A 19,875-nucleotide genomic window follows, 5' to 3' on the forward strand; every position below is an offset into this window, starting at 1 on the left:
CGCACCGTCCTTGGGGGGAACCCGCACCATGCGCACCCGTACGACCCTGACCTGCCTGCTCACGGCGATATCCGCGACCGCCGCCACGCTCACCCTCGCGGCCCCGGCCGCCGAGGCCGCCGGCTCCGTCCACCTGGCCAAGATCTACTACGACAGCCCCGGGGCCGACCGCGGCTCCGACGCGAGCCTCAACGCCGAGTGGGTCACGATCACCAACTCCACGTCCCGCGCGGTCAGCCTGAAGGGCTGGACGCTCACCGACGCGTCCAACCACAAGTACACCTTCGGTGCCTACTCGCTCGGCGCCGGCAAGACCGTCAAGGTCCACACCGGCCCGGGCCGCAACACCTCCGGCAACCGCTACCAGAACCGCGGCTGGTACGTCTGGAACAACGACAAGGACACCGCGACCCTGCGCAAGGCGGGCGGCGCGAAGGCCGACACCTGCAGCTACAACAGCACGCGCTCGGACTACAAGAACTGCTGATCTGCTCCCGCGGTGCCGGGATCTGTTCCCACACTGCACATCCACGCCGCCGGACCCCCCGGGTCCGGCGGCGTTTGCGAGGGTGGGGCCGTCCACCCCCCCCTCGCCAGGAGGAGTAGTTCCCGTGACCGCTGCACACGACGCCGAGCGGATCGAGCAGGCCAACGCCTCGGGCCGGCAGCCTGTCGTCTTCGTCCACGGGCTCTGGCTGCTGCCCAGCAGCTGGGACCGCTGGGCCGCGGTGTTCGAGGAGGCCGGGTACGCCCCGGTCACCCCCGGATGGCCCGACGACCCGGAGACCGTGGAGGAGGCCAACGCCCACCCGGAGGTCTTCGCCGGCAAGGGCGTCGCCGAGGTGGTCGACCACTTCGCCGACCTCATCGGCAGGCTGGAGCGCAAGCCGGCCGTCGTGGGCCACTCGTTCGGCGGCCTGATCACCCAGATCCTCGCCGGACGCGGCCTGTCCGCCGCCTCGGTCGCCATCGACCCCGCGCCCTTCCAGGGCGTGCTGCCGCTGCCCGTCTCCTCGTTGCGCTCGGCGGCCCCGGTCCTCGGCAACCCGGCCAACTTCCACCGCGCGGTGCCGCTGACCTACGACCAGTTCCGGTACTCCTTCGCCAACGCGGTGAGCGAGGAGGAGGCCCGGGAGCTGTACGGGACCTTCGCCGTGCCCGCCCCCGGTGAGCCGCTGTTCCAGGCAGCCGTCGCCAACTTCAACCCGTGGAGCGAGACCAAGGTCGACACCGAGAACCCGGACCGCGGGCCGCTGCTGCTGATATCCGGCGAGAAGGACCACACGGTGCCCTGGGCGCTCACCAACGCCGCGTACAAGAAGCAGCACCGCAACGAGCACGCCGTCACGGAGATCACCGAGATCGCCGGCCGAGGTCACGCGCTGACCATCGACAGCGGCTGGCGGGAAGTCGCCGACACCGCGCTGGCGTTCGTCAAGCGCTTCCACTGAGCCGTCCGCCGGGGCGCTCCGGCCGGGGCGGAGGCCATCGCCCTCCGTCCCGGCAGCGGTCACTGACAGGGCGAGGGCCAGGGCTCGAGCGGCAGACGAGCCGAGCCGTACGCCGGGTTCTGTGTCCCGGTCGGCCTCGCGGCCGGCCGGGCGACGGCCATCCATCTAGGACCGGCGTTGCCGCCGGCCTCGTGCGGTCTACCCGCGGACTCGGGCGGGCAGCCCTCGAACGTCCGCGCAGAGCACCTGTTACGGCGCTCCTCTTGACCTTGCTCCAGGTGGGGTTTACCTAGCTGCCCAGGTCACCCTGGGCACTGGTGGTCTCTTACACCACCGTTTCACCCTTACCGGACGCCTTGCGGCCCCCGGCGGTCTGTTTTCTGTGGCACTGTCCCGCGGGTCACCCCGGGTGGGCGTTACCCACCACCTTGCCCTGTGGAGCCCGGACGTTCCTCGGCAGGACCGTGGTCCTGACGCGGCCGTCCACTCGGCTCGTCTGCCGTGCCGCCATGTTACCCGTCGATCATGCGGGGGCGAAAAGCAGCGTGTGCCGCTCCACGTCCGCTTCGGTCAGGCGTACGCGCAGCGGCTCGCCAAGCGCGAGGGGCGTGCCGCCGCCCCTGACCCGGGCGACGACGGCGGGGTCGCACAGATGGACGGTGCCGGCGGTGGGGTCGCTCTCGCGGACGTCGATGACGTAAGCGTCGAAGACCTCGCCCACCCGGTCCCGGAGGAGGGCGGCCTCGACGATCGAGACCGAGGCGCCCTCGATGCGGGAGGCCAGCTGGGAGCCGGTGCGCATCCGCTGCGGCAGCTCGCGGTAGGCGTCGGTGACCCACTCCGCCGGGGTGCGGCCGGCGGAGGCGGCGAGGCAGAACTCCCCGGCGTAGCGGTCGACCAGCCGGCGCAGCGGCGCCGTGCAGTGGGTGTAGGCGTCGGCGACGGCGGCGTGCAGCAGCGGCGAGGCCGGGTGGCCGGGCCAGAACGGGGTGTAGCCGGCGCCCCGGAAGAGGCTGGTGGCCTCGTGCAGGAAGGCGGCGTGCCCGGTGCGGCCCGGGTCCAGCGAGCGGATCAGCTCCGCGTACGAGGTCATGTGCGGCCAGTCGATGTGCAGGGCCTGGGCGATCCTCCTGAGCCGGGCGACCTCGCCGTGCGGGGCGAGCGGGAGGGTGCGCAGGATGCCGGTGCCCGCGGCGATCATCAGGTCGGCGGCGGCCATGCCGGCGAGCAGCGAGATCTGGGCGTTCCAGGACTCGGCGGGCAGCGGTGCGCGGTACTCCAGGGCGTAGCCGTCGCCGCGTTCGACGACCTCCTGCTCGGGCACGTCCAGGGAGATGCCGCCGCGCCGCCGTTCCTGTTCCTGGCGCAGCCGGCCGATGGTGCGCAGCAGGGCCAGCGGTTCCTCGGCGCCGCCGCCGTCGAGGTCGCGCTGCACGCCCGCGTAGTCGAGCCGGGCGCGGCTGCGCACCCGGGCGCGGCGGACGTCGACGCCGGTGACGCCGCCGTCCGCGTCCAGGTCGATGCGCCACAGCACGGCGAGCCGGTCCCGGCCGGGCAGCAGGCTGGCGGCGTCCTCGCTGAGCACGGTGGGGTGCAGCGGGACCCGGACGTCGGGGAAGTAGAGCGTGGTGACCCGGCGTTGGGCCTCGGTGTCGATGGCACCGCCGGGTGCGACGAAGGCGGCCACGTCGGCGATCGCGTAGTGCACGCGGTAGCCGCCGTCGCGGCGGGCCAGGTGCATCGCCTGGTCCAGGTCGCGCGAGCCGGGCGGGTCGATGGTGAACAGCGGCAGGCCGGTGGCGTCCTCGTGGCCGTCGAGGCCCGGCGTCCGGGCCACCTGCTCGGCCTCGGCGAGCACGGCGGGCGGGAAGGCGGCGGGCACGTGGAGTTCGGTGCGCAGGGCGCTGAGCGCGGTCCGCAGCGGCTCGCCGTCGGCGGCCTTCACGCGCAGGGGGCGACGAGGCATGGAGCGAGCGTAATTCCGGCCGCCGTAGGCTGCACGAACACAGGTGAACGTGAAGGAGAACCACCGTGCTCGTCCTGCTGCCGCCGTCCGAGGGCAAGGCCGCTCCCGCCACCGGGAAGGCCGTGGACCTGGGGGCCCTGTCGCTGCCCGGCCTGGCCGCCGCGCGTCGCACGGTGCTGGACGAGCTGGTGGGACTGTGCGCGAGCGAGGACGCCGACGCCGTCGCCAAGGCCGCCGACGTGCTGGGGCTCAGCCCCGGCCTGCGCGGTGAGGTGGCCCGCAACGCCGGGCTGCACGGCGCTCCGGCCCGCCCGGCCGGGCAGATCTACACCGGGGTGCTGTACGACGCCCTGGGCCTGGCCACGCTGAGCCCGGCGGCGAAGCGGCGGGCGGCGCGCTCGCTGCTGATCTTCTCCGGGCTGTGGGGCGCGGTCGGCGTCAAGGACGCGATCCCCGCCTACCGCTGCTCGATGGGCGTCCGGCTGCCCGCGACAGGGGCGCTCGGCACGTTCTGGCGGGACGCGATGGCGGACGTGCTGCCGGAGGCGGCCGGGGCCGCCGGTGGCGGTCTGGTGCTGGACCTGCGCTCGGCGGCGTACGCGGCGGCGTGGAAGCCGAAGGGGGCCCTGGCGGGGCGGACCGCGACCGTGCGGGTCGTGCAGGCCGAGACCCGCAAGGTCGTCAGCCACTTCAACAAGGCGACGAAGGGCCGGATGGTGCGCGCCCTGCTGGAGTCGGGGGCCCGGCCGGGCGGTCCGGACGAACTGGTCGACGTGCTGCGGGAGCTGGGCTTCCGGGTGGAGGTGCAGGGTCCGGGGCGGATCGACGTGCTGGTGACGGACGTGCACTGAAACGGCCGTCGTTGCGCGGGTCGCAACGGCCGTTGCGCCCACCGCGTGACCCCGGCAGCATCCGGGGCATGCTGCTCGACCGCGCCCCCGTGATCCCCGTCGTCGTGCTGGAGGACGCCGCCGACGCGGTGCCCCTGGCCAAGGCCCTCGTGGAGGGCGGACTGCCGGTGGTGGAGATCACCCTGCGGACGCCTGCCGCCCTGGACGGGATCTCGGCCGTCGCCCGCGAGGTGCCGGAGGCCTTCGTCGGGGCCGGGACCGTGGTGCGGCAGGAGCAGGCCGCCGCGGCGGTGGGCGCCGGGGCGCGGTTCCTGGTCAGTCCCGGCTGGACGCCGCGGCTGCTCGAGGCCGCGCGGGCGACGGGGGTGCCGTACCTGCCGGGGGCGTCGACCGCGTCCGAGGTGGTGGCACTGGCCGAACTCGGCGTGAGCGAGCTGAAGTTCTTCCCGGCCGAGGCGGCGGGCGGCACCGCGTACCTCAGGGCACTGGCCTCGCCGCTGCCGGACGTGCGCTTCTGCCCCACCGGGGGCATCGACCAGGCCCGGGCGCCGGAGTACCTGGCGCTGCCGAACGTGGCCTGCGTCGGCGGGAGCTGGATGGTCCCGCGGGACGCGCTCCGGTCCCGGGACTGGCCCCGCGTCCGCGCGCTGGCGCGGACGGCGGCCGGTCTCCGGGGAGCCTGAACGTTCCGTCCGGCTCAGTCGTCGTCGCCGGATCCCTCCGTGCGGCGGTGCCGGCCGTGCGGCGCGGCGGGTGCTTCCTCGGAGGAGGCGGGGCCGCGGTGGCGGCCATGGAGATCCGCCGCGTCCTCGTGGCTCGCGGCGGTGGTCTCGATTCGGGAGTCTGACATGCGAGGACTCTCTGTCGGTGGCTTACGGGTCACAGGAACCGTGCTGCCGACGCGCCGTCGTACTACCACCGCACGCCGAACCGGCAGCGCAGCCCCCGGCGGGAGTTTACCCGTCATGATCCAGCCGCCAGCGGCGCCTTCTGCAGAGGAAGGACCGGGCTGCTCCTGGACTCCTCCGGCGCGGGCTCCAGGGCCCCCTCCGGGACGACGGCCAGGGGCGGCGGGAACGGCGCCGGGGCGTCGTAGTCGACGATCCCGCAGGGGCAGTGCACGCACGCGTACGGCAGCCGCAGCGCACCCTGCGGCGTCCACATGCCGGTCCCGGCGAGCCAGCCCTCCGGGCCGGCCAGCCAGGTGGCGCGGCGCTCCCCCGGCCGCCAGACGGCCAGCGACGTGCCGTGCGGGCCGTCGGCGCGCAGCGCCACCGCGCAGGACTCCGGCATCAGCACCTGACCCGGCTGCGCGGCGAACGGGGTGAGGACGGCGTCGGGCACCCGAAGGCACTCGGCGAACCGCATGGGCTGCCGGCTGCCGAGCACGCCCCAGCCGATGCGGTCCTCGCCGGTGGCGTCGCTGCGGACTATGAGGAGCCCGCTGTCGGGTTCGGCGAGCAGCAGCCGGTCGTTGCTGTCGTCGGTGATCTGCAGCAGCGGGCTGACCGCGCCGCCGCCCCGCAGGTCCACGGCGACGGTCTTGACCGTCCCGTCCGTCTCGCGGTCCAGGGCCAGGACGCCGCCCGCCCGGTCGAGCCACGCGCCGCCCCCGCAGCGGCCGTGGATCTCCGCGAGCCGGCGCGGCGGGCCGTCGCGGCCGTCGTGGACCAGCCACACCGAGGTGCGGGTGGTCGCCGCGTCGTACGCGAGGGCGAACGCGAGCCCGGACGCGGACGGCGGCAGCAGGCGCACCTCGGTGCCGGAACCGTCCGGATCGCCCGGCACCGAGCCGAGCGGCAGTTCGCCGGTGCCGGGGCCGGCCGGGTAGAGCAGGGCGAAGTCGTGCCGGTCGGCGACCCGGCGGCGGATGAGGACGCGGCCGTCGGGCAGCGGCAGCACCTCGGAGCACTCCTCCTCGGGCTGGTTGCCGGGCAGCGGCACGGTGTACGGCTCCGGCCCGCCGAGCGTCCAGCGCTCGGGGTACCAGCCGTCCCCGCCGTCCGGCGTCCGGGCCAGGCACGCGGCGTAGGAGCCGTCCGCGGCGATCGTGAACCCGGCCCGCGGCACGGCCCCGGTGCCGGTGCCGGTGCCGGTGGCGGTCTCGGTTGCGCAGGCTGTCATGGTGTCGCTCACCTCCTGACGACGACGCTAGTTTTCGTACGCGCAACCGCCCGACACGAGTCGGTGTGCTTCACACATAAGGGTGGCTCTCGTCCGGTTCCGTCGGACTTCGTGCGGTCGGTGTGCTCATGACCAGCCGGGAATTCCAGCCGCCCGGTACCGGCGCGGTAACCTCGACCCCGTGCCGAAACTGTCCGACGTCATCGCCGCCCTCGAAGTCCTCTGGCCGCCGGAGTGGGCCGAGCAGTGGGACGCCGTCGGCCTGGTCTGCGGGGACCCGGACGCCGAGGTCGGGCAGGTGCTCTTCGCCGTCGACCCGGTCCAGGAGGTCGCCGACGAGGCGATCCGCCTCGGCGCCGGCCTGCTGGTCACCCACCACCCGCTCTGGCTGCGCGGCACCACGACGGTGGCCGCCACGGGCTTCAAGGGCCGGGTCGTGCACTCCCTGATCAAGAACGACGTCGCGCTGCACGTCGCCCACACCAACGCCGACCGCGCCGACCCCGGGGTCTCCGACGCCCTCGCGGCCGCTGTCGGACTGCGCGTCACCGGCCCGCTGGTGCCCGACCCGTCCGACCCCGCCGGACGCCGCGGCGCGGGCCGGCTCGGCGAACTGCCGGAGCCGATGACGCTGGCGGAGTTCGCCGACCGGGCGGCCCGCGGCCTGCCGGCGACGGCGACCGGGCTGCGCGTCGCCGGCGACCCCCGGCGGCAGGTGCGCACCGTCGCGGTGTGCGGCGGCAGCGGCGACAGCTTCTTCGACGACGTGCGCAGGGCCGGGGCCGACGTCTACCTGACGGCCGACCTGCGCCACCACCCCGCCTCGGAGGCGCAGCAGGCAGGTCCCCCGGCGCTCGTCGACGCCGCCCACTGGGCCACCGAGTGGCCCTGGTGCGCGCAGGCCGCGCGCCGGCTCGACGAGGTCGCCGAACGGAACGGCTGGTCGCTGCGCACCCATGTGTCGCACACCGTCACCGACCCGTGGACGGCCCACGCCCGCGCCGCCACCCCTCCTCACGTCCCGCACGTTCCTCACGAACCCACCACCTCAGGAGCCCCCCGCTGAACGCCGCGCCCGCAGACCAGATCCGACTCCTTGAGGTCCAGGCACTCGACGCGCGCGTCGCGCAGTTGGACCACAAGCGGCAGACCCTTCCCGAGCACGCGGAGATCGAGCGCCTCTCCTCCGACGTGACGCAGCTGCGCGACCTGCTGGTCGCGGCCCAGACCGAGGAGAGCGACACCGCCCGCGAGCAGACCAAGGCCGAGCAGGACGTGGACCAGGTGCGCAAGCGCGCGGTCCGCGACCAGGAGCGGCTCGACTCCGGCGCCGTCTCCTCGCCGAGGGACCTGGAGAACCTCCAGCACGAGATCGGCTCGCTGGCCAAGCGGCAGAGCGACCTGGAGGACGTCGTCCTGGAGGTCATGGAGCGCCGCGAGTCCCTGCAGGAGCGGGTCCAGGAGCTGACCGAGCGCCTGGACTCGGTGCAGGGCAAGGCCCGCGAGGCCGAGACCCGGCGGGACGAGGCCCTGCGGGACATCGACGCCGAGGGCATGTCCGTCACCAAGGAGCGGGAGATCATGGCCGGTTCGGTCCCGGCCGACCTGCTGAAGCTCTACGACAAGCTGCGCGCGCAGTCGGGCGGCGTCGGCGCGGCCCGGCTCTACCAGAAGCGCTGCGAGGGCTGCCGGCTGGAGCTGAACATCACCGAGCTGAACGAGGTGCGGGCGGCCGCGGCCGACGCGGTCGTGCGCTGCGAGAACTGCCGGCGCATCCTGGTCCGCACGCCCGAGTCGGGCCTGTAATGGCCCGGACGTTCACCGTCGAGGCCGACGGCGGGTCCCGGGGCAACCCGGGACCCGCCGGGTACGGCGCCGTGGTGTGCGACTCGGCCACCGGCGAAGTGCTCGCCGAGGCGGCCGAGTTCATCGGGACGCACACCAACAACGTGGCCGAGTACCGGGGTCTGATCGCCGGCCTGCGGGCCGCGCGGGCGCTCGACCCCGAGGCGCGGGTGCGGGTGCGGATGGACTCCAAGCTCGTCGTGGAGCAGATGTCGGGCCGCTGGAAGATCAAGCACCCGGACATGCGCCCGCTCGCCGCCGAGGCCCGCTCGATCCTGCCGCCCGGGCAGGTGACGTACGAGTGGATCCCGCGCGAGAAGAACAAGCACGCCGACCGGCTGGCCAACGAGGCGATGGACGCGGGCAAGCGGGGCCGGCAGTGGGAGCCCGGCCGGTCCACGGCCGCCCTGGCGACGGCCGCTGCCCCCGCGGCCTCGGCCGCGGTCTCGGTCCCGGTCGCGGAGACGGCGGTGGACGACGCCCCCGAGCCGTCCGGGGAGTCGGAGACCGCGGTCGGCTGGGGCGACGCCGACATGGGCACCCCGACCACCTTCGTACTGCTGCGGCACGGCGAGACCCCGCTCACCCCGGAGAAGCGGTTCTCCGGCAGCGGCGGCACCGACCCGGAGCTGTCGGAGAAGGGGCTGTGGCAGGCCCGCCGGGCGGCGGACCTGCTGGCCGAGCGCGGCACCGTCCAGGCCGTCGTGTCCTCCCCGCTCAAGCGCACCCGGCAGACCGCGGAGATCGTCGCGCAACGGCTCGGCCTCGACGTGCGCGTCGAGGAGGGCGTGCGCGAGACGGACTTCGGCGCCTGGGAAGGGCTGACCTTCGGCGAGGTCAAGGAGCGCTTCCCGGAGGAACTGACCGCCTGGCTGGCCTCCCCCAAGGTCGCGCCGCCCGGCGGCGAGAGCTTCGCCGCCACCGCGCGACGGGTCGCGCTGGCCCGCGACAAGATGATCGCGCGCTACGCGGGCCGCACGGTCCTGGTCGTCACGCACGTCACTCCGGTCAAGACCCTGCTGCGACTCGCGCTGGGCGCGCCGCCGGAGTCGCTGTTCCGCATGGAGCTGTCGGCGGCGGCGTTCTCCGCCGTGGCGTACTTCGCGGACGGGAACGCGTCGGTGCGGCTGTTCAACGACACCTCCCACCTGCGCTGAGGGAGCCGATCCGGCGCCCCGCACCGCCGGGGGCGCCGGATGCCCGAACGGCCGCGGTCCGCCGCCGGTTGACGTGACGTCAGGCGCCGCCGCACCCATGACATTTGTCCTGGGGAACCGCGTACTTTCCCCTCTGCCCCGGCCCTGCCCTCCCCCCGTACCGTCGTGGGCATGACGACGACTGTGAGCTTCACCCGGGCGGTCAAGACCTTCGGCGCGGTACGCGCCGTGGACACGGTGGACCTGGAGATCCGGCGCGGTGAGTCGGTGGCCCTCCTCGGTCGCAACGGGGCGGGCAAGTCCACCTCGATCGGCCTGCTGCTGGGGCTCGACGTCCCCGACAGCGGCGAGGTCCGGCTCTTCGGCGGCAGCCCGCAGGAGGCGGTGCGGGCCGGACGGGTCGGCGCGATGCTCCAGGACGGCCGGCCGATCCCCCGGGTCACCGTGCGGGAGCTGCTCACCTTCGTGGCCCGCACCTACCCCGACCCGCTGCCCGTCGCCGAGTCCCTGGAGCTGGCCGGGCTCACCGACTTCGCCGACCGCCGGGCCGACCGGCTCTCCGGCGGCCAGTCCCAGCGTGTGCGCTTCGCGGTGGCGCTGGCCGGCAACCCCGAACTGATCGTGCTGGACGAGCCGACCGCCGCCCTCGACGTCGAGGCCCGCCGCTCCTTCTGGGACTCCATGCGGGCCTACGCCGCCCGCGGCAACACCGTGCTGTTCTCCACGCACTACCTGGAGGAGGCCGACGAGAACGCCGACCGCATCGTCGTCATCGACCGCGGCCGGATCGTCGCCGACGACAGCGGCGAGCGCATCAAGCGCGCGGTCGGCGGCAACCTGGTCGCCTTCGACCTGGCCGGCGCCGCCACCGAGGGCCTGCGGCAACTGCCCGGCGTGGTCTCCGTGGAGGTCCGCGGCGACCGCGCCCACCTGCGCAGCTCGGACTCCGACGCCACCGTGGTCGCACTCGCCGAACGCGGCATGATCCGCGGCCTGGAGGTCAGCGCGGCCAGCCTGGAGGACGCGTTCCTCAGCCTCACCTCGCGCGACGCCGACGACGCCCCGGCCGGCTCCGCCGCCACCCCGACCGCCCTGAAGAAGGAGAACGTCTGATGCTGTTCGCCTACGTCACGCTGGAGATCCGCCGCACCCTGCGGGACACCGGCTTCGTGATCTTCGGCATCGGCATGCCGGTCATGATGTACCTGCTCTTCACCAACCTCGGCGTCTCCGGCTCCGAGGAGGACAAGGCCGCCGCGCTGACCGCGATGATCGGCATGGCCGCGTACGGGGCGCTGGGCTCGGCCCTGGCCGCCGGCACCGGCGTCGCCGAGGACAAGGGGCACGGCTGGCTGCGCCAGCTGCGCATCACCCCGATGTCGCCGTTCCAGGTGGTCGTCGGGCGCTGCCTCAGCGGCTCGGTCACCGTACTCCCCTCCATCGTCGCCGTCCTGCTGGCCGGGGGCCTCGTCAACGGCGTCGAGCTGCGGCCGTGGCAGTGGGCGGCGATCGCGGTCCTGCTGTGGGCCGGCACCGCGCCCTTCACCCTGCTCGGGCTCGGCAACGGCTACCGGCTGACCGCGCAGACCACCGGAGTCGTCAACGTCGCCTGCAACCTGGGCCTGTCCGTGATCGGCGGCCTGTGGTTCCCCACCTCGCTCTTCCCCGGCTGGCTCCGGGCGGTCTCCCGGTGGACCCCGTCCCACCGCTTCGGGGAGCTCGGCTGGAGCGTCACCGGCGGATCGGCGCCGCACCCGGGCACCGTCGCGGTGCTGGCGGGCTGGACGGCACTGTTCGCCGTGTACGCGATGTACGCCTACCGGCGCTCGGCACGCACCGTGTGATGAACCCCCTGCAGAGCACCCACGAGGAAGGCGGACCGGTCATGACCGTGTCGGAGGAGTGCGAGGCGGCACGGGAGCCGTGGACGTCCCGGGCCTGGCGCGCGTGGGAGCGTCGCCGCCCGCGCGGTCCGCGGGACATCTCGGAGGCGATCGAGGACCTCAAGGCCCCCACCCCCTTGAGCTTCCTGCCCTGGCTGCTCATGGGGGTGGGGGCGCTGTCCCACCTCCTCCAGGGCGACGCGTCCAACCCCTGGCTCGGCGGACTCGGCCTACTGACCTTCAACTCCCTCTACGTGGGCGTCGCGTTCACCGCCTTCAACCCCCGGGCCGTGGAGCGCGGGGTGCCGCGGCTGCTGCTGCTCCCGCTGGGCGCCCTCACCTATGCGCTCGCCATCGGCTACGGCGGGAGCTGGCTGCTGTTCTTCCCGCTGCTGTCGCTGGCCGTCGGGATCGTCGTACGCGGCCGGCACATGGGTCTCGTCCTGGTCGGACTGGCCCTGTCCGCGGGCGTGCTCTCCGGCTGGCGCAGCGACGACCTGTGGAACGGCGTCTCCATGGGCTACGGGTCGCTCATCTCCGGCCTGGTGACCGCCGCGATGCTCCGGCTCTTCGACGCCGTCGCGCAACTGCGGGCCACCCGGCAGGAGCTGGCCCGGCACGCCGTCGCCGAGGAGCGGCTGCGCTTCTCCCGCGACCTGCACGACCTGCTGGGCCACACCCTCTCGGTGGTCGTCGTGAAGTCCGAGGCGGCGCGCCGGCTCGCCCCGCGCGACATCGACGCCGCCCTGGCCCAGGTCGCCGACATCGAGGCGGTCGGCCGGCAGGCCCTCACCGAGATCCGCGAGGCCGTCACCGGCTACCGCGAGGGGAGCCTGTCCACCGAGCTGGACCGGGCCCGCTCGGCGCTCACCGCGGCCGGCGTCGAGGCGGTCGTCGTGGAGACCGGCCCGCCCCTGCCGCCGCAGGCCGAGGCCCTGCTCGGCTGGGTCGTACGGGAGGGGGTCACCAACGTCGTCCGGCACAGCGGTGCCGGCTCCTGCCGCATCGAACTGGCGAGCGGCGGCGGGCAGGTGCGGCTGGAGATCACCGACGACGGGCAGGGCGTAGGCTCGGAGCCGATCACCTCCGGTTCGGGTCTGAAGGGCCTCACCGAGCGGCTGGCCGCGGCGGGCGGCTCCCTGCGGGCGGGCCCGGCGCCGCGCGCCGGGTTCCGGGTGGTCGCGGAGCTTCCGGTGGAGGAGGAACAGGCCGCATGAGCAGCGTCGTGAAGGTCCTGCTGGCGGAGGACCAGGGCATGATGCGCGGGGCCCTCGCGCTGCTGCTCAACCTGGAGGACGACATGGAGGTCGTCGCGCAGGTCTCCGCGGGCGACGAGATCGTGGCCGCGGCGCTGGAGGCCCGGCCGGACGTCGCGCTGCTCGACATCGAGCTCCCCGGGCGCAGCGGGCTCGACGCGGCGGCGGACCTGCGCGAGCGGCTGCCCTCCTGCAAGGTCCTCATCCTCACCACCTTCGGCCGGCCCGGCTACCTGCGCCGCGCGATGGAGGCCGGTGCGGCGGGCTTCCTCGTCAAGGACGGCCCCGTCGAGGAGCTGGCCGCGGCCGTCCGCCGCGTCCTGGCCGGCCACCAGGTCATCGACCCCGCGCTGGCGGTCGCCGCCCTCAGCACGGGGCCGAGCCCGCTGACCGCGCGGGAGCAGGACGTGCTCAACGCGGCGGTCGACGGGGCGACGGTCGCGGACATCGCGACGCGGGTGCGGCTCTCGGAGTCGACGGTGCGGAATTATTTGTCCTCCGCGATCGGGAAGACGGGGACGCGGAATCGTATGGAGGCGGTTCGGGCGGCCCGCCACAATGGGTGGCTCTGACGTCACCCACCCGCCCTCCCGAGCGCCCGGCGCGGTCAGTCACCCCGACGCGCGTGTCGTGGGTGCCGGGTGCGGGGCCTCCGGGGCCGGCCATTCTGGACAGCACATTTCGGTGCCTCACGCACCCTCAACTGATCACCCCGGGTCATGCACCCAAATATGCTCCACAGTCCAGAACACCCACCCCTACGACCCCGCCCCCTCCGTTTCGTATCGCGCCTGATCCCCGGTGGGGGGTAGAAGCGGCGCCGTGCCTGGGGCCGCCCGTTGGCGCAGCGCGGTCCGCGGGGCCAGCCACTCGCGGCAGGCCGCGGGGGCAAGAGTGAGGCGACCGGGGTCACCCCGGACCGCCCCCACCCCCTCCGGCGCGGTCCGCGGGGCCAGCGCTCGCGCGGCAGGCCGCCGGGGCAGAGTGAGGCGACCGGGGTCACCCCGGACCGCCTCTTCACCCCCCACCGGGGATCAGGCGCGACAACCTACGGAGGGGGCGGGGTCGTAGGGGTGGATGTTCTGGACGCTGCGGGATATTTGTGCGCGCCATCCGGGCAGGGACGGGATGAGCAGGTGCTGGAAACGCGCGTAAATATCCCAGTCCAGGACGTGCAGCCCCGGAGGCCCCGCACCCGGCCCACCCCACACGCGCGCCGGGGCGCGTGACTTCACAGGGCACACGGGAGGGCGGGCGGGGAAAAGACCTCACCCGGGATGCGGGACGATAGTCCCCATGCGCACGCCCCCCGCCGACGCCCTGGCCTCCTTCACCGCCGCCAAGGGATTCATGCCCCCGCACGAGGGCCTCGCCCTGTACGCCGCCGCCGCGGACGCGGCCACGCGGCTGCCCGGTCTGCCCCTGCTGGAGGTCGGCACATACTGCGGCCGGTCGACGATCCTGCTGGCCGCCGCCGCGCGGGAGGCGAAGACCGTCGCCGTGACCGTCGACCACCACCGCGGCAGCGAGGAGCAGCAGCCCGGCTGGGAGTACCACGACCCGACGCTGGTGGACCCGGAGGTCGGCCGGATGGACACGCTGCCGGCGTTCCGGCGGACGCTGCACGCGGCCGGCCTGGAGGAGTACGTGATCGCGGTCGTGGGCCGCTCCCCGCAGGTGGCCGCGGTGTGGGGGAAGCCGCTGAGCCTGGTCTTCGTCGACGGCGGGCACACCGACGAGCACGCCACGAACGACTACGAGGGCTGGGTGCCGCACCTCGCCGAGGACGGCCTGCTGGTGATCCACGACGTGTTCGAGGACCCCGCGGACGGCGGTCAGGCGCCGTGGCGGATCTACCGCAGGGCGTTGGACTCGGGGGCGTTCACGGAACTCTCCGTGACCGGTTCGCTGCATGTCCTGCGCCGTACGGGCCCGGGGATCCGGCCCGGCCGATAGCATCGCGGACGTGTTCAAGACGATGGGCAGCACCGCCGCGGTCGTGACCGCGGCGCTGGTACCGACATGTACGGCGGCGTGGCTGGTGTGGGGTGCGGCGAGCGACCCCGCGGACCAGGGGCGCGACAGGGACGCCCCCCGGAGTGCGGCCGCGCCGCCCTCGGGGCGGATGTCCGCGCCCGCGAGCGGGATGTCGGACGCCAAGGCCCCGATGAGCACGAAGCCGCTGGCGGGCCGGGTCGTCGTGCTCGATCCCGGCCACAACCCGACCAACAACCGGCACACGAGCGCGATCGCCCGCAAGGTGGACATCGGCACCGCCCGCAAGGAGTGCGACACCACCGGTACGGCCACCAACGCCGGATACCCGGAGGCGTCGTACACCCTGGACGTGTCACGCCGGGTCCGCAAGATCCTCGCGGCGCGCGGGGCGACGGTGAAGTTCACCCAGGACGGCAACCGCGCCTACGGCCCGTGCATCGACGAGCGGGCCCGGATCGGCAACAACGCGAAGGCGGACGCGGTGGTGTCCGTGCACGCCGACGGTTCGGCGGCCGGCAACCGCGGCTTCCACGTCATCCTGCCCGCCTCCGTCCACAAGGGCGTCGCGGACACCCGGGCGATCACCAAGCCCTCCAGGGCGCTCGGCATCGCCCTGCGGGACCACTTCAAGAAGGCGACCGGCACAAAGCCGTCCAACTACATCGGCGGCGGGACCGGCCTGGACGTCCGCAACGACCTGGGCGGGCTGAACCTCAGCAGGGTGCCGAAGGTGTTCATCGAGTGCGGCAACATGCGCGACCCCAAGGACGCGGCCCTGGTCACCAGCGCGGCGTGGCGCCAGAAGGCCGCGCAGGGCATCGCGGACGGCATCACGGCCTACTTGGAGGGCCGTGGGTGAGCGGCAGGTGAGCGTTGGGTCCCGATCCTGTCACCGGAGCCCCTACCGGGCGCACCCGCCGGCAACACCCCCCATACGATGGGGAACACGTGGCTAGAGCGACGACGAGACGACTGAGAAGGACCCCTAGTGAATAACCGCTCCCTCACCCGAGGAGACGGCGCGGCGATCGGCGCGGCGCTCCTGCTGCTGATCGCCTCGTTCCTGAACTTCTACACGCTCAAGGGATGCAGCTCCTCCGAGTGCGGGGCCAGTGCGTGGAAGAGCGAGCTGTTCCCGCTGCTGCCGTCGGTGCACCTGCTGGGCCTGATCGCCGCGGGTCTGTTCGTCACCGCGCGCTTCCAGCCCGAGGGCCGCAAGGTGCTCGGCATCGGCCTGGAGCACTGGGCCGCGGTGCTCGCGGTCGCCGCGGCGTGGGACGCGCTGTGGGCGCTGTTCAACGGCCAGGAGGCGTGGGAGCTGGGCGCCGGTGCCTACCTGTCGTTCATCGCCGCCGCCGTGCTGGCCGCGGTGATCCTGCTCTCGCTGCAGGGTCTGCCGGCCCTCAAGGCGGGTCTGCTGCCGGCGCCGCGCCCGCAGCAGCCGCAGCCGCAGCCGTACGGGCAGCCGGGCCAGCCCTACCCGGGCGCCCAGCAGACGGGGCAGACCGGCTACGGCTACCCCGGGCAGCAGTCCGCCCCCGACCAGTCCTTCGGCAGCGGTACGCCGCAGTACGGCTACCCGCAGCAGCAGCCTTCGCAGCCGCAGCACCAGCAGCCGGCGGCGGAGTTCGCGGCCTTCTGGTTCGCGGTGCCGGTGGCCCGCCCGCTGTACGCCGAGGACGGCTCCGGCTCCCCGATCGCCGAACTCACCCCGGGCACCTGGTACCTGGCGGTGGACCAGCACGGCCAGTCCCTGGTCGCCCAGACCCAGGACGGCCGCCGCGGCGTCCTCCAGGACACCAGCGGCATCCAGCGCGGCTGACCCGTTCCGGCACGCTTCATCCCCTTCGCCCCACCGGCCCGCCGGTGGGGCGAAGTTCTTTCCCAAGCGCAGGTAAACAAAACCTGGGAACTTTGACAGGGACAGGTAATGTACGCGTCTGTCCCGCGATCACAGGATCGCCACAACTGCACACGGGAAACACAGTGAATCTCGACTTCAGCGCCGAACCGCTCTTCTCCTGGTACGTCGTACTCCTGATGGTGAGCGGCATCGCGATGATCGTCATCGGCGCGGTCAACTCCGGGGGCCTCAGCCGCGGCTGGCGCGCCTTCAACGTGCTCGCCGGCCTCGCCTTCACCGGCTACGGCATCTACCTCGGGTTCATCTTCCACGGCGGCGAGTACGTCATCTTCTTCAAGGCGTTCCTCCTGCCCGTCTTCATGGTGATCAACTTCTTCCGCGCGCTGGCCGCCCGGACCAGGGTTCCCGCCGCCCCGCAGCAGATGACGGCGCCCCCGGCGCCGGCCGCCCACGACGCTGCGGGCACGGTGCCCGCGCCGGTCACCGCCCCCGTGGCGAGCCCCGCGCAGCAGGCCTGACGCGCGGCACACGGAAGCCGTGCCCCGGACCGCAGGTGCGGCCCGGGGCACGGCTTCCGTCGCTTCCGGAGCGGTCGGCCCGCAGGGCCGACGCGGGCTCAGCCGCCCGCGAGCTGGGTCAGGGACGGGATCTGGTCGGTGACCTTGGCGCCGCCCTGCTGGCCGGCCGACTTCACGTTGCTGATGGTGTCCTGGAAGGTGCTGACGACGTCGTCCGTGCCCTCGCCCTTGCGCAGCTTGGACGGCAGGTCCTTCAGCGCGTCGATGCCGGACGTGAGCGGCGCGACCAGCTTGGACAGGGTGGGGTCGGCCTTGGCGTTGTCGGAGGCGGCCTTGAGGCGGTTGTAGGCGAACGCGCCGGCCAGGGCCGCCTTGACCATCGCGGTCTTGCGGCCGTCGGCGCCCTTCTTGAACTTGCCGGCCCGGTAGGGCTTGACGATCCACTGGTAGGTGGCGCCGGCGGCGAGGCCGGCGTTGGCGACGAAGCGGGTCTTGGCCAGCTTCTGCTTCTGCACCGAGGCCGTCGGGCTCGCGGTGCCGGCGCTGCCGGTCGTGTCGGAGTCGCCGCCGCAGGCGGGAACGAGGAGGAGCAGACCCGCCATCAGAAAGGCGGTCAGGACGCGGCGCAGGGGCATGAAGGACTCTCCGGTGGGGGATGCGGTGCGTGATCGCATCCTCACCCGAGGTCCGGAGGCCGGCCAGCGCAGCGGTCCGTACGGGGAGTCATGCACTGGCCCGGGAACCACGTTTCAGTCACCCGATCGGGGCAAGACGGCAGGTATGTCCAGACGATATCGCGGCAATCTCGCCGCCACCATCATCATGGTCGTGGCGGATGTGGCGGCATTCATCCTGATCCTGTGGATCGTCCTGTGGATGCTCGACGCCAACCGGGCGAACGATCTCGTGGAGTGGATCCACGACATGGCGACCTGGCTCGGCGGTTGGGCCCACAACATCTTCTCCCCCGACTCGGCGTGGGCGCGCACCCTGCTGAACTACGGTCTGCCGGCGGCGGTCTACCTGATCATCGGGCACGCCGTGGCAGGGCGCGTCAACCGGGCCTGACCACCCCAGGCACACCGACGACGGCGCCGGCCCCGGCCGGGCTCAGCCTCCGGAGCAGCAGCCCGCGGCCTCCGGGACGAGCCCCAGGGGAAGCCGGTCGCCCCCGAAGACCGCCGTCGTCGCCTCGTCCCCTCCCAGGGCGGCGACGGCCAGCAGCACGGCGCCCGCGGTCCAGGTCGTCCGCTCCTGCGGCCAGAAGGCCGGGGCGCCGCCCGTTCCGGCATCCCCTTCGAAGACGTACCCGGTCCAGTACATGCCGTCCTCGGCCCGCAGGTGCTGGATCGCGGCGAGGATCTCCACCGCACGGTCGGACTCGCCCATCGCCCACAGGGCGAGGGCGAGTTCGGCGCTCTCGCCGCCGGTCACCCACGGGTTGGGGACGACACAGCGCACCCCGAGGCCGGGCACGACGAAGTCGTCCCACCGGGACTCCAGGCGCTCCTTGGCGCGCGCTCCGCGCAGCACGCCGCCGAGGATCGGGTAGTACCAGTCCATCGAGTAGCGGTCCTTGTCCAGGAACCGCTCGGGGTGGCTCAGCACGGCGTGCCCGAGCGCGCCGGCGGCCAGCTCCCAGTCCGGCTGAGGGTCCTCGCGGTGCTCGGCGACCGCCAGCGCGCAGCGCAGCGCCTGGTACATCGACGAGCAGCCGGTCAGCAGCGCCTCGCGCGGGTACGTCCCGTCCGCCTCCCGCTTCCAGGCGATCGCACCGCCCGGCAGCTGGAGCTCCAGCACGTACTCGATCGCCGCGTACAGCACCGGCCAGATCCGCTCCAGGAACGCGTCGTCCCCGGTGGACAGGTAGTGGTGCCAGATACCGACCGCGACGTAGGCGCAGAAGTTGCTCTCCCGGCCCCGGTCGGTGGGCTCGCCCTCGGCGCCGTCGGCGTAGCCGTAGGCCGCGTACCAGGAGCCGTCCTGGTTCTGCCGGCGGGCGAGCCAGGTGTAGGCGGCGTCGGCGCGCTCGTGCTCGCCGGCGGCGTCCAGCGCCATGGCGGCCTCGACGTGGTCCCACGGGTCGAGGTGGCCGCCGTCGAACCACGGTATGGCGCCGTCGGGGCGCTGCACGGCGACGATGCCGGCGACGGTGTCCGCTGCCTGCTCCGAGGTCAGGACGCCGGGCAGGACGAGGTGTTCGGTCCGCCTCACGCGTCGACGCCCGCCTTCGGGGCGTGCGGCTTGGTGGCGTAGGCGACGAAGCTCTTGCCGATCAGTGGGTTGAGCGCGTTCTCGGCGAGCCGGGTGGCCAGCGGCTTCTTCATGATGTCCCACACCAGCAGCTTGTGGTAGAGCTTCACCGGCAGGGCCTTGTCGTTGTCCACGCCGACCGCGCACTTGATCCACCAGTACGGGGAGTGCAGCGCGTGCGCGTGGTGGCTGCCGTAGGGGCGCAGGCCCGCCTCGCGGATCTTGCCGAGCAGCTCGTCGGCCCGGTAGATGCGGATGTGGCCGCCCTCGACCTCGTGGTACGCGTCCGACAGCGCCCAGCAGACCTTCTCCGGCCCGTAGCGCGGCACCGTCACCGCGAGCAGGCCGCCGGGCTTGAGGACCCTGACCATCTCGGCGAGCACGCCCTTGTCGTCCGGGATGTGCTCCATGACCTCGGAGATGATGACCCGGTCGAAGCTGTCGTCGGGGAAGGGCAGGTTGAGCGCGTCGCCCTCCATCGCGGTGGCGGTCGCGCCGGCCGGGGCCTCACCGGCCTCCTTCATGGCGGCGAACCACTTGGCGACCTCGCGGATCTCCTCGCCGTTGCGGTCCAGGGCGACCACGTCCGCACCGCGCCGGTAGCACTCGAAGGCATGGCGGCCCGCGCCGCACCCGAGGTCCAGGACGCGGTCCCCCGCGGCGAGGGGGAACCGGGAAAAATCGACGGTCAGCACGGAGCGTCGCCTTT

General features: G+C 73.5%; 22 protein-coding genes and 1 other RNA gene. 16 read left to right on the forward strand and 7 right to left on the reverse strand.

Annotated elements, in window-relative coordinates; translation table 11 throughout:
- Positions 1 to 28 precede the first annotated feature (28 nt).
- Both PV364_RS24930 and PV364_RS24935 read left to right on the forward strand, forming a co-directional pair.
- On the forward strand, positions 29 to 487 hold the full coding sequence (locus tag PV364_RS24930) for a lamin tail domain-containing protein (RefSeq protein WP_319662512.1): 459 nt from the start codon (positions 29 to 31) through the stop codon (positions 485 to 487).
- A 124-nt stretch (positions 488 to 611) separates the two neighbouring features.
- Positions 612 to 1,451 carry an alpha/beta hydrolase gene (locus PV364_RS24935; protein ID WP_319662514.1) on the forward strand — a complete coding sequence of 280 codons (840 nt, stop codon included), beginning with the start codon at positions 612 to 614 and terminating at the stop codon, positions 1,449 to 1,451.
- Between the two features lie 92 nt (positions 1,452 to 1,543).
- Here the strand turns inward: PV364_RS24935 and rnpB are convergent.
- Together rnpB and PV364_RS24945 are read right to left on the reverse strand one after the other, a co-directional pair.
- Positions 1,544 to 1,946: RNase P RNA component class A (gene rnpB, locus PV364_RS24940), an RNA gene on the reverse strand.
- Positions 1,947 to 1,974: 28 nt separating this feature from the next.
- Positions 1,975 to 3,417: an RNB domain-containing ribonuclease gene (locus tag PV364_RS24945; RefSeq protein ID WP_319662515.1), complete on the reverse strand. Its 1,443-nt coding sequence runs from the start codon at positions 3,415 to 3,417 to the stop codon at positions 1,975 to 1,977.
- Positions 3,418 to 3,482: 65 nt separating this feature from the next.
- On the opposite strand from PV364_RS24945, the gene yaaA reads away from it, so the two are divergent.
- The gene (gene yaaA / locus PV364_RS24950) at positions 3,483 to 4,268 is read left to right on the forward strand and encodes a peroxide stress protein YaaA (protein ID WP_319662516.1); all 786 of its coding nucleotides are present in this window, start codon (positions 3,483 to 3,485) and stop codon (positions 4,266 to 4,268) included.
- Between the two features lie 68 nt (positions 4,269 to 4,336).
- On the forward strand, positions 4,337 to 4,951 hold the full coding sequence (gene eda, locus PV364_RS24955) for a bifunctional 4-hydroxy-2-oxoglutarate aldolase/2-dehydro-3-deoxy-phosphogluconate aldolase (protein ID WP_319662517.1): 615 nt from the start codon (positions 4,337 to 4,339) through the stop codon (positions 4,949 to 4,951).
- 14 nt (positions 4,952 to 4,965) lie between these two features.
- Here the strand turns inward: eda and PV364_RS24960 are convergent, their stop codons facing one another.
- Together PV364_RS24960 and PV364_RS24965 are read right to left on the reverse strand one after the other, a co-directional pair.
- Positions 4,966 to 5,118, reverse strand: a complete 153-nt coding sequence (locus PV364_RS24960) for a hypothetical protein (RefSeq protein WP_319662518.1) — start codon at positions 5,116 to 5,118, stop codon at positions 4,966 to 4,968.
- Positions 5,119 to 5,231: 113 nt separating this feature from the next.
- The gene (locus tag PV364_RS24965; RefSeq protein ID WP_319662519.1) at positions 5,232 to 6,392 is read right to left on the reverse strand and encodes a hypothetical protein; all 1,161 of its coding nucleotides are present in this window, start codon (positions 6,390 to 6,392) and stop codon (positions 5,232 to 5,234) included.
- Positions 6,393 to 6,573: 181 nt separating this feature from the next.
- On the opposite strand from PV364_RS24965, the gene PV364_RS24970 reads away from it, so the two are divergent.
- The 11 genes from PV364_RS24970 to PV364_RS25020 all read left to right on the forward strand — a co-directional run bounded on the left by PV364_RS24970 (position 6,574) and on the right by PV364_RS25020 (position 16,913).
- Positions 6,574 to 7,458, forward strand: coding sequence for a Nif3-like dinuclear metal center hexameric protein (locus PV364_RS24970; protein WP_319662520.1), 885 nt, complete (start codon positions 6,574 to 6,576; stop codon positions 7,456 to 7,458).
- The gene (locus tag PV364_RS24975) at positions 7,455 to 8,198 is read left to right on the forward strand and encodes a zinc ribbon domain-containing protein (protein WP_319662700.1); all 744 of its coding nucleotides are present in this window, start codon (positions 7,455 to 7,457) and stop codon (positions 8,196 to 8,198) included. The genes PV364_RS24970 and PV364_RS24975 overlap by 4 nt, the downstream gene beginning before the upstream one ends.
- A complete protein-coding gene (locus PV364_RS24980; protein WP_319662521.1) occupies positions 8,198 to 9,394 on the forward strand; it encodes a bifunctional RNase H/acid phosphatase in 1,197 nt (398 codons plus the stop codon). Before PV364_RS24975 ends, PV364_RS24980 begins: the two co-directional genes overlap by 1 nt.
- Positions 9,395 to 9,565: 171 nt before the next feature.
- On the forward strand, positions 9,566 to 10,507 hold the full coding sequence (locus PV364_RS24985; RefSeq protein WP_319662522.1) for an ABC transporter ATP-binding protein: 942 nt from the start codon (positions 9,566 to 9,568) through the stop codon (positions 10,505 to 10,507).
- Positions 10,507 to 11,238 carry an ABC transporter permease gene (locus PV364_RS24990; protein ID WP_319662523.1) on the forward strand — a complete coding sequence of 244 codons (732 nt, stop codon included), beginning with the start codon at positions 10,507 to 10,509 and terminating at the stop codon, positions 11,236 to 11,238. The genes PV364_RS24985 and PV364_RS24990 overlap by 1 nt, the downstream gene beginning before the upstream one ends.
- A complete protein-coding gene (locus tag PV364_RS24995) occupies positions 11,238 to 12,494 on the forward strand; it encodes a sensor histidine kinase (protein ID WP_319662524.1) in 1,257 nt (418 codons plus the stop codon). Before PV364_RS24990 ends, PV364_RS24995 begins: the two co-directional genes overlap by 1 nt.
- Positions 12,491 to 13,105 carry a response regulator transcription factor gene (locus tag PV364_RS25000; protein ID WP_319662525.1) on the forward strand — a complete coding sequence of 205 codons (615 nt, stop codon included), beginning with the start codon at positions 12,491 to 12,493 and terminating at the stop codon, positions 13,103 to 13,105. Before PV364_RS24995 ends, PV364_RS25000 begins: the two co-directional genes overlap by 4 nt.
- Before the next feature lie 724 nt (positions 13,106 to 13,829).
- Positions 13,830 to 14,489 carry a class I SAM-dependent methyltransferase gene (locus tag PV364_RS25005; RefSeq protein ID WP_319662526.1) on the forward strand — a complete coding sequence of 220 codons (660 nt, stop codon included), beginning with the start codon at positions 13,830 to 13,832 and terminating at the stop codon, positions 14,487 to 14,489.
- A 22-nt stretch (positions 14,490 to 14,511) separates the two neighbouring features.
- Entirely contained in the window at positions 14,512 to 15,390 is an 879-nt protein-coding gene (locus tag PV364_RS25010) for an N-acetylmuramoyl-L-alanine amidase (protein WP_401977411.1), read from the forward strand.
- Between the two features lie 129 nt (positions 15,391 to 15,519).
- Entirely contained in the window at positions 15,520 to 16,353 is an 834-nt protein-coding gene (locus PV364_RS25015; protein WP_319662528.1) for a hypothetical protein, read from the forward strand.
- 164 nt (positions 16,354 to 16,517) lie between these two features.
- The gene (locus tag PV364_RS25020; protein WP_319662529.1) at positions 16,518 to 16,913 is read left to right on the forward strand and encodes a hypothetical protein; all 396 of its coding nucleotides are present in this window, start codon (positions 16,518 to 16,520) and stop codon (positions 16,911 to 16,913) included.
- Between the two features lie 98 nt (positions 16,914 to 17,011).
- Here the strand turns inward: PV364_RS25020 and PV364_RS25025 are convergent, their stop codons facing one another.
- Entirely contained in the window at positions 17,012 to 17,548 is a 537-nt protein-coding gene (locus PV364_RS25025; RefSeq protein ID WP_319662530.1) for a hypothetical protein, read from the reverse strand.
- Between the two features lie 145 nt (positions 17,549 to 17,693).
- Here PV364_RS25025 and PV364_RS25030 point away from each other — a divergent pair, with 145 nt between their 5' ends.
- The gene (locus PV364_RS25030; protein WP_319662531.1) at positions 17,694 to 17,981 is read left to right on the forward strand and encodes a hypothetical protein; all 288 of its coding nucleotides are present in this window, start codon (positions 17,694 to 17,696) and stop codon (positions 17,979 to 17,981) included.
- A gap of 42 nt (positions 17,982 to 18,023) precedes the next feature.
- Here the strand turns inward: PV364_RS25030 and PV364_RS25035 are convergent, their stop codons facing one another.
- Both PV364_RS25035 and PV364_RS25040 read right to left on the reverse strand, forming a co-directional pair.
- Positions 18,024 to 19,127 (reverse strand): prenyltransferase, encoded by a 1,104-nt coding sequence (locus PV364_RS25035; RefSeq protein ID WP_319662532.1) that lies wholly within the window; start codon positions 19,125 to 19,127, stop codon positions 18,024 to 18,026.
- Positions 19,124 to 19,861 (reverse strand): class I SAM-dependent methyltransferase, encoded by a 738-nt coding sequence (locus PV364_RS25040; protein WP_319662533.1) that lies wholly within the window; start codon positions 19,859 to 19,861, stop codon positions 19,124 to 19,126. The genes PV364_RS25035 and PV364_RS25040 overlap by 4 nt, the downstream gene beginning before the upstream one ends.
- Between the last annotated feature and the right edge of the window lie 14 nt (positions 19,862 to 19,875).

The organism is Streptomyces sp. MI02-7b, assembly GCF_033793585.1.
GTDB lineage: Bacteria > Actinomycetota > Actinomycetes > Streptomycetales > Streptomycetaceae > Actinacidiphila.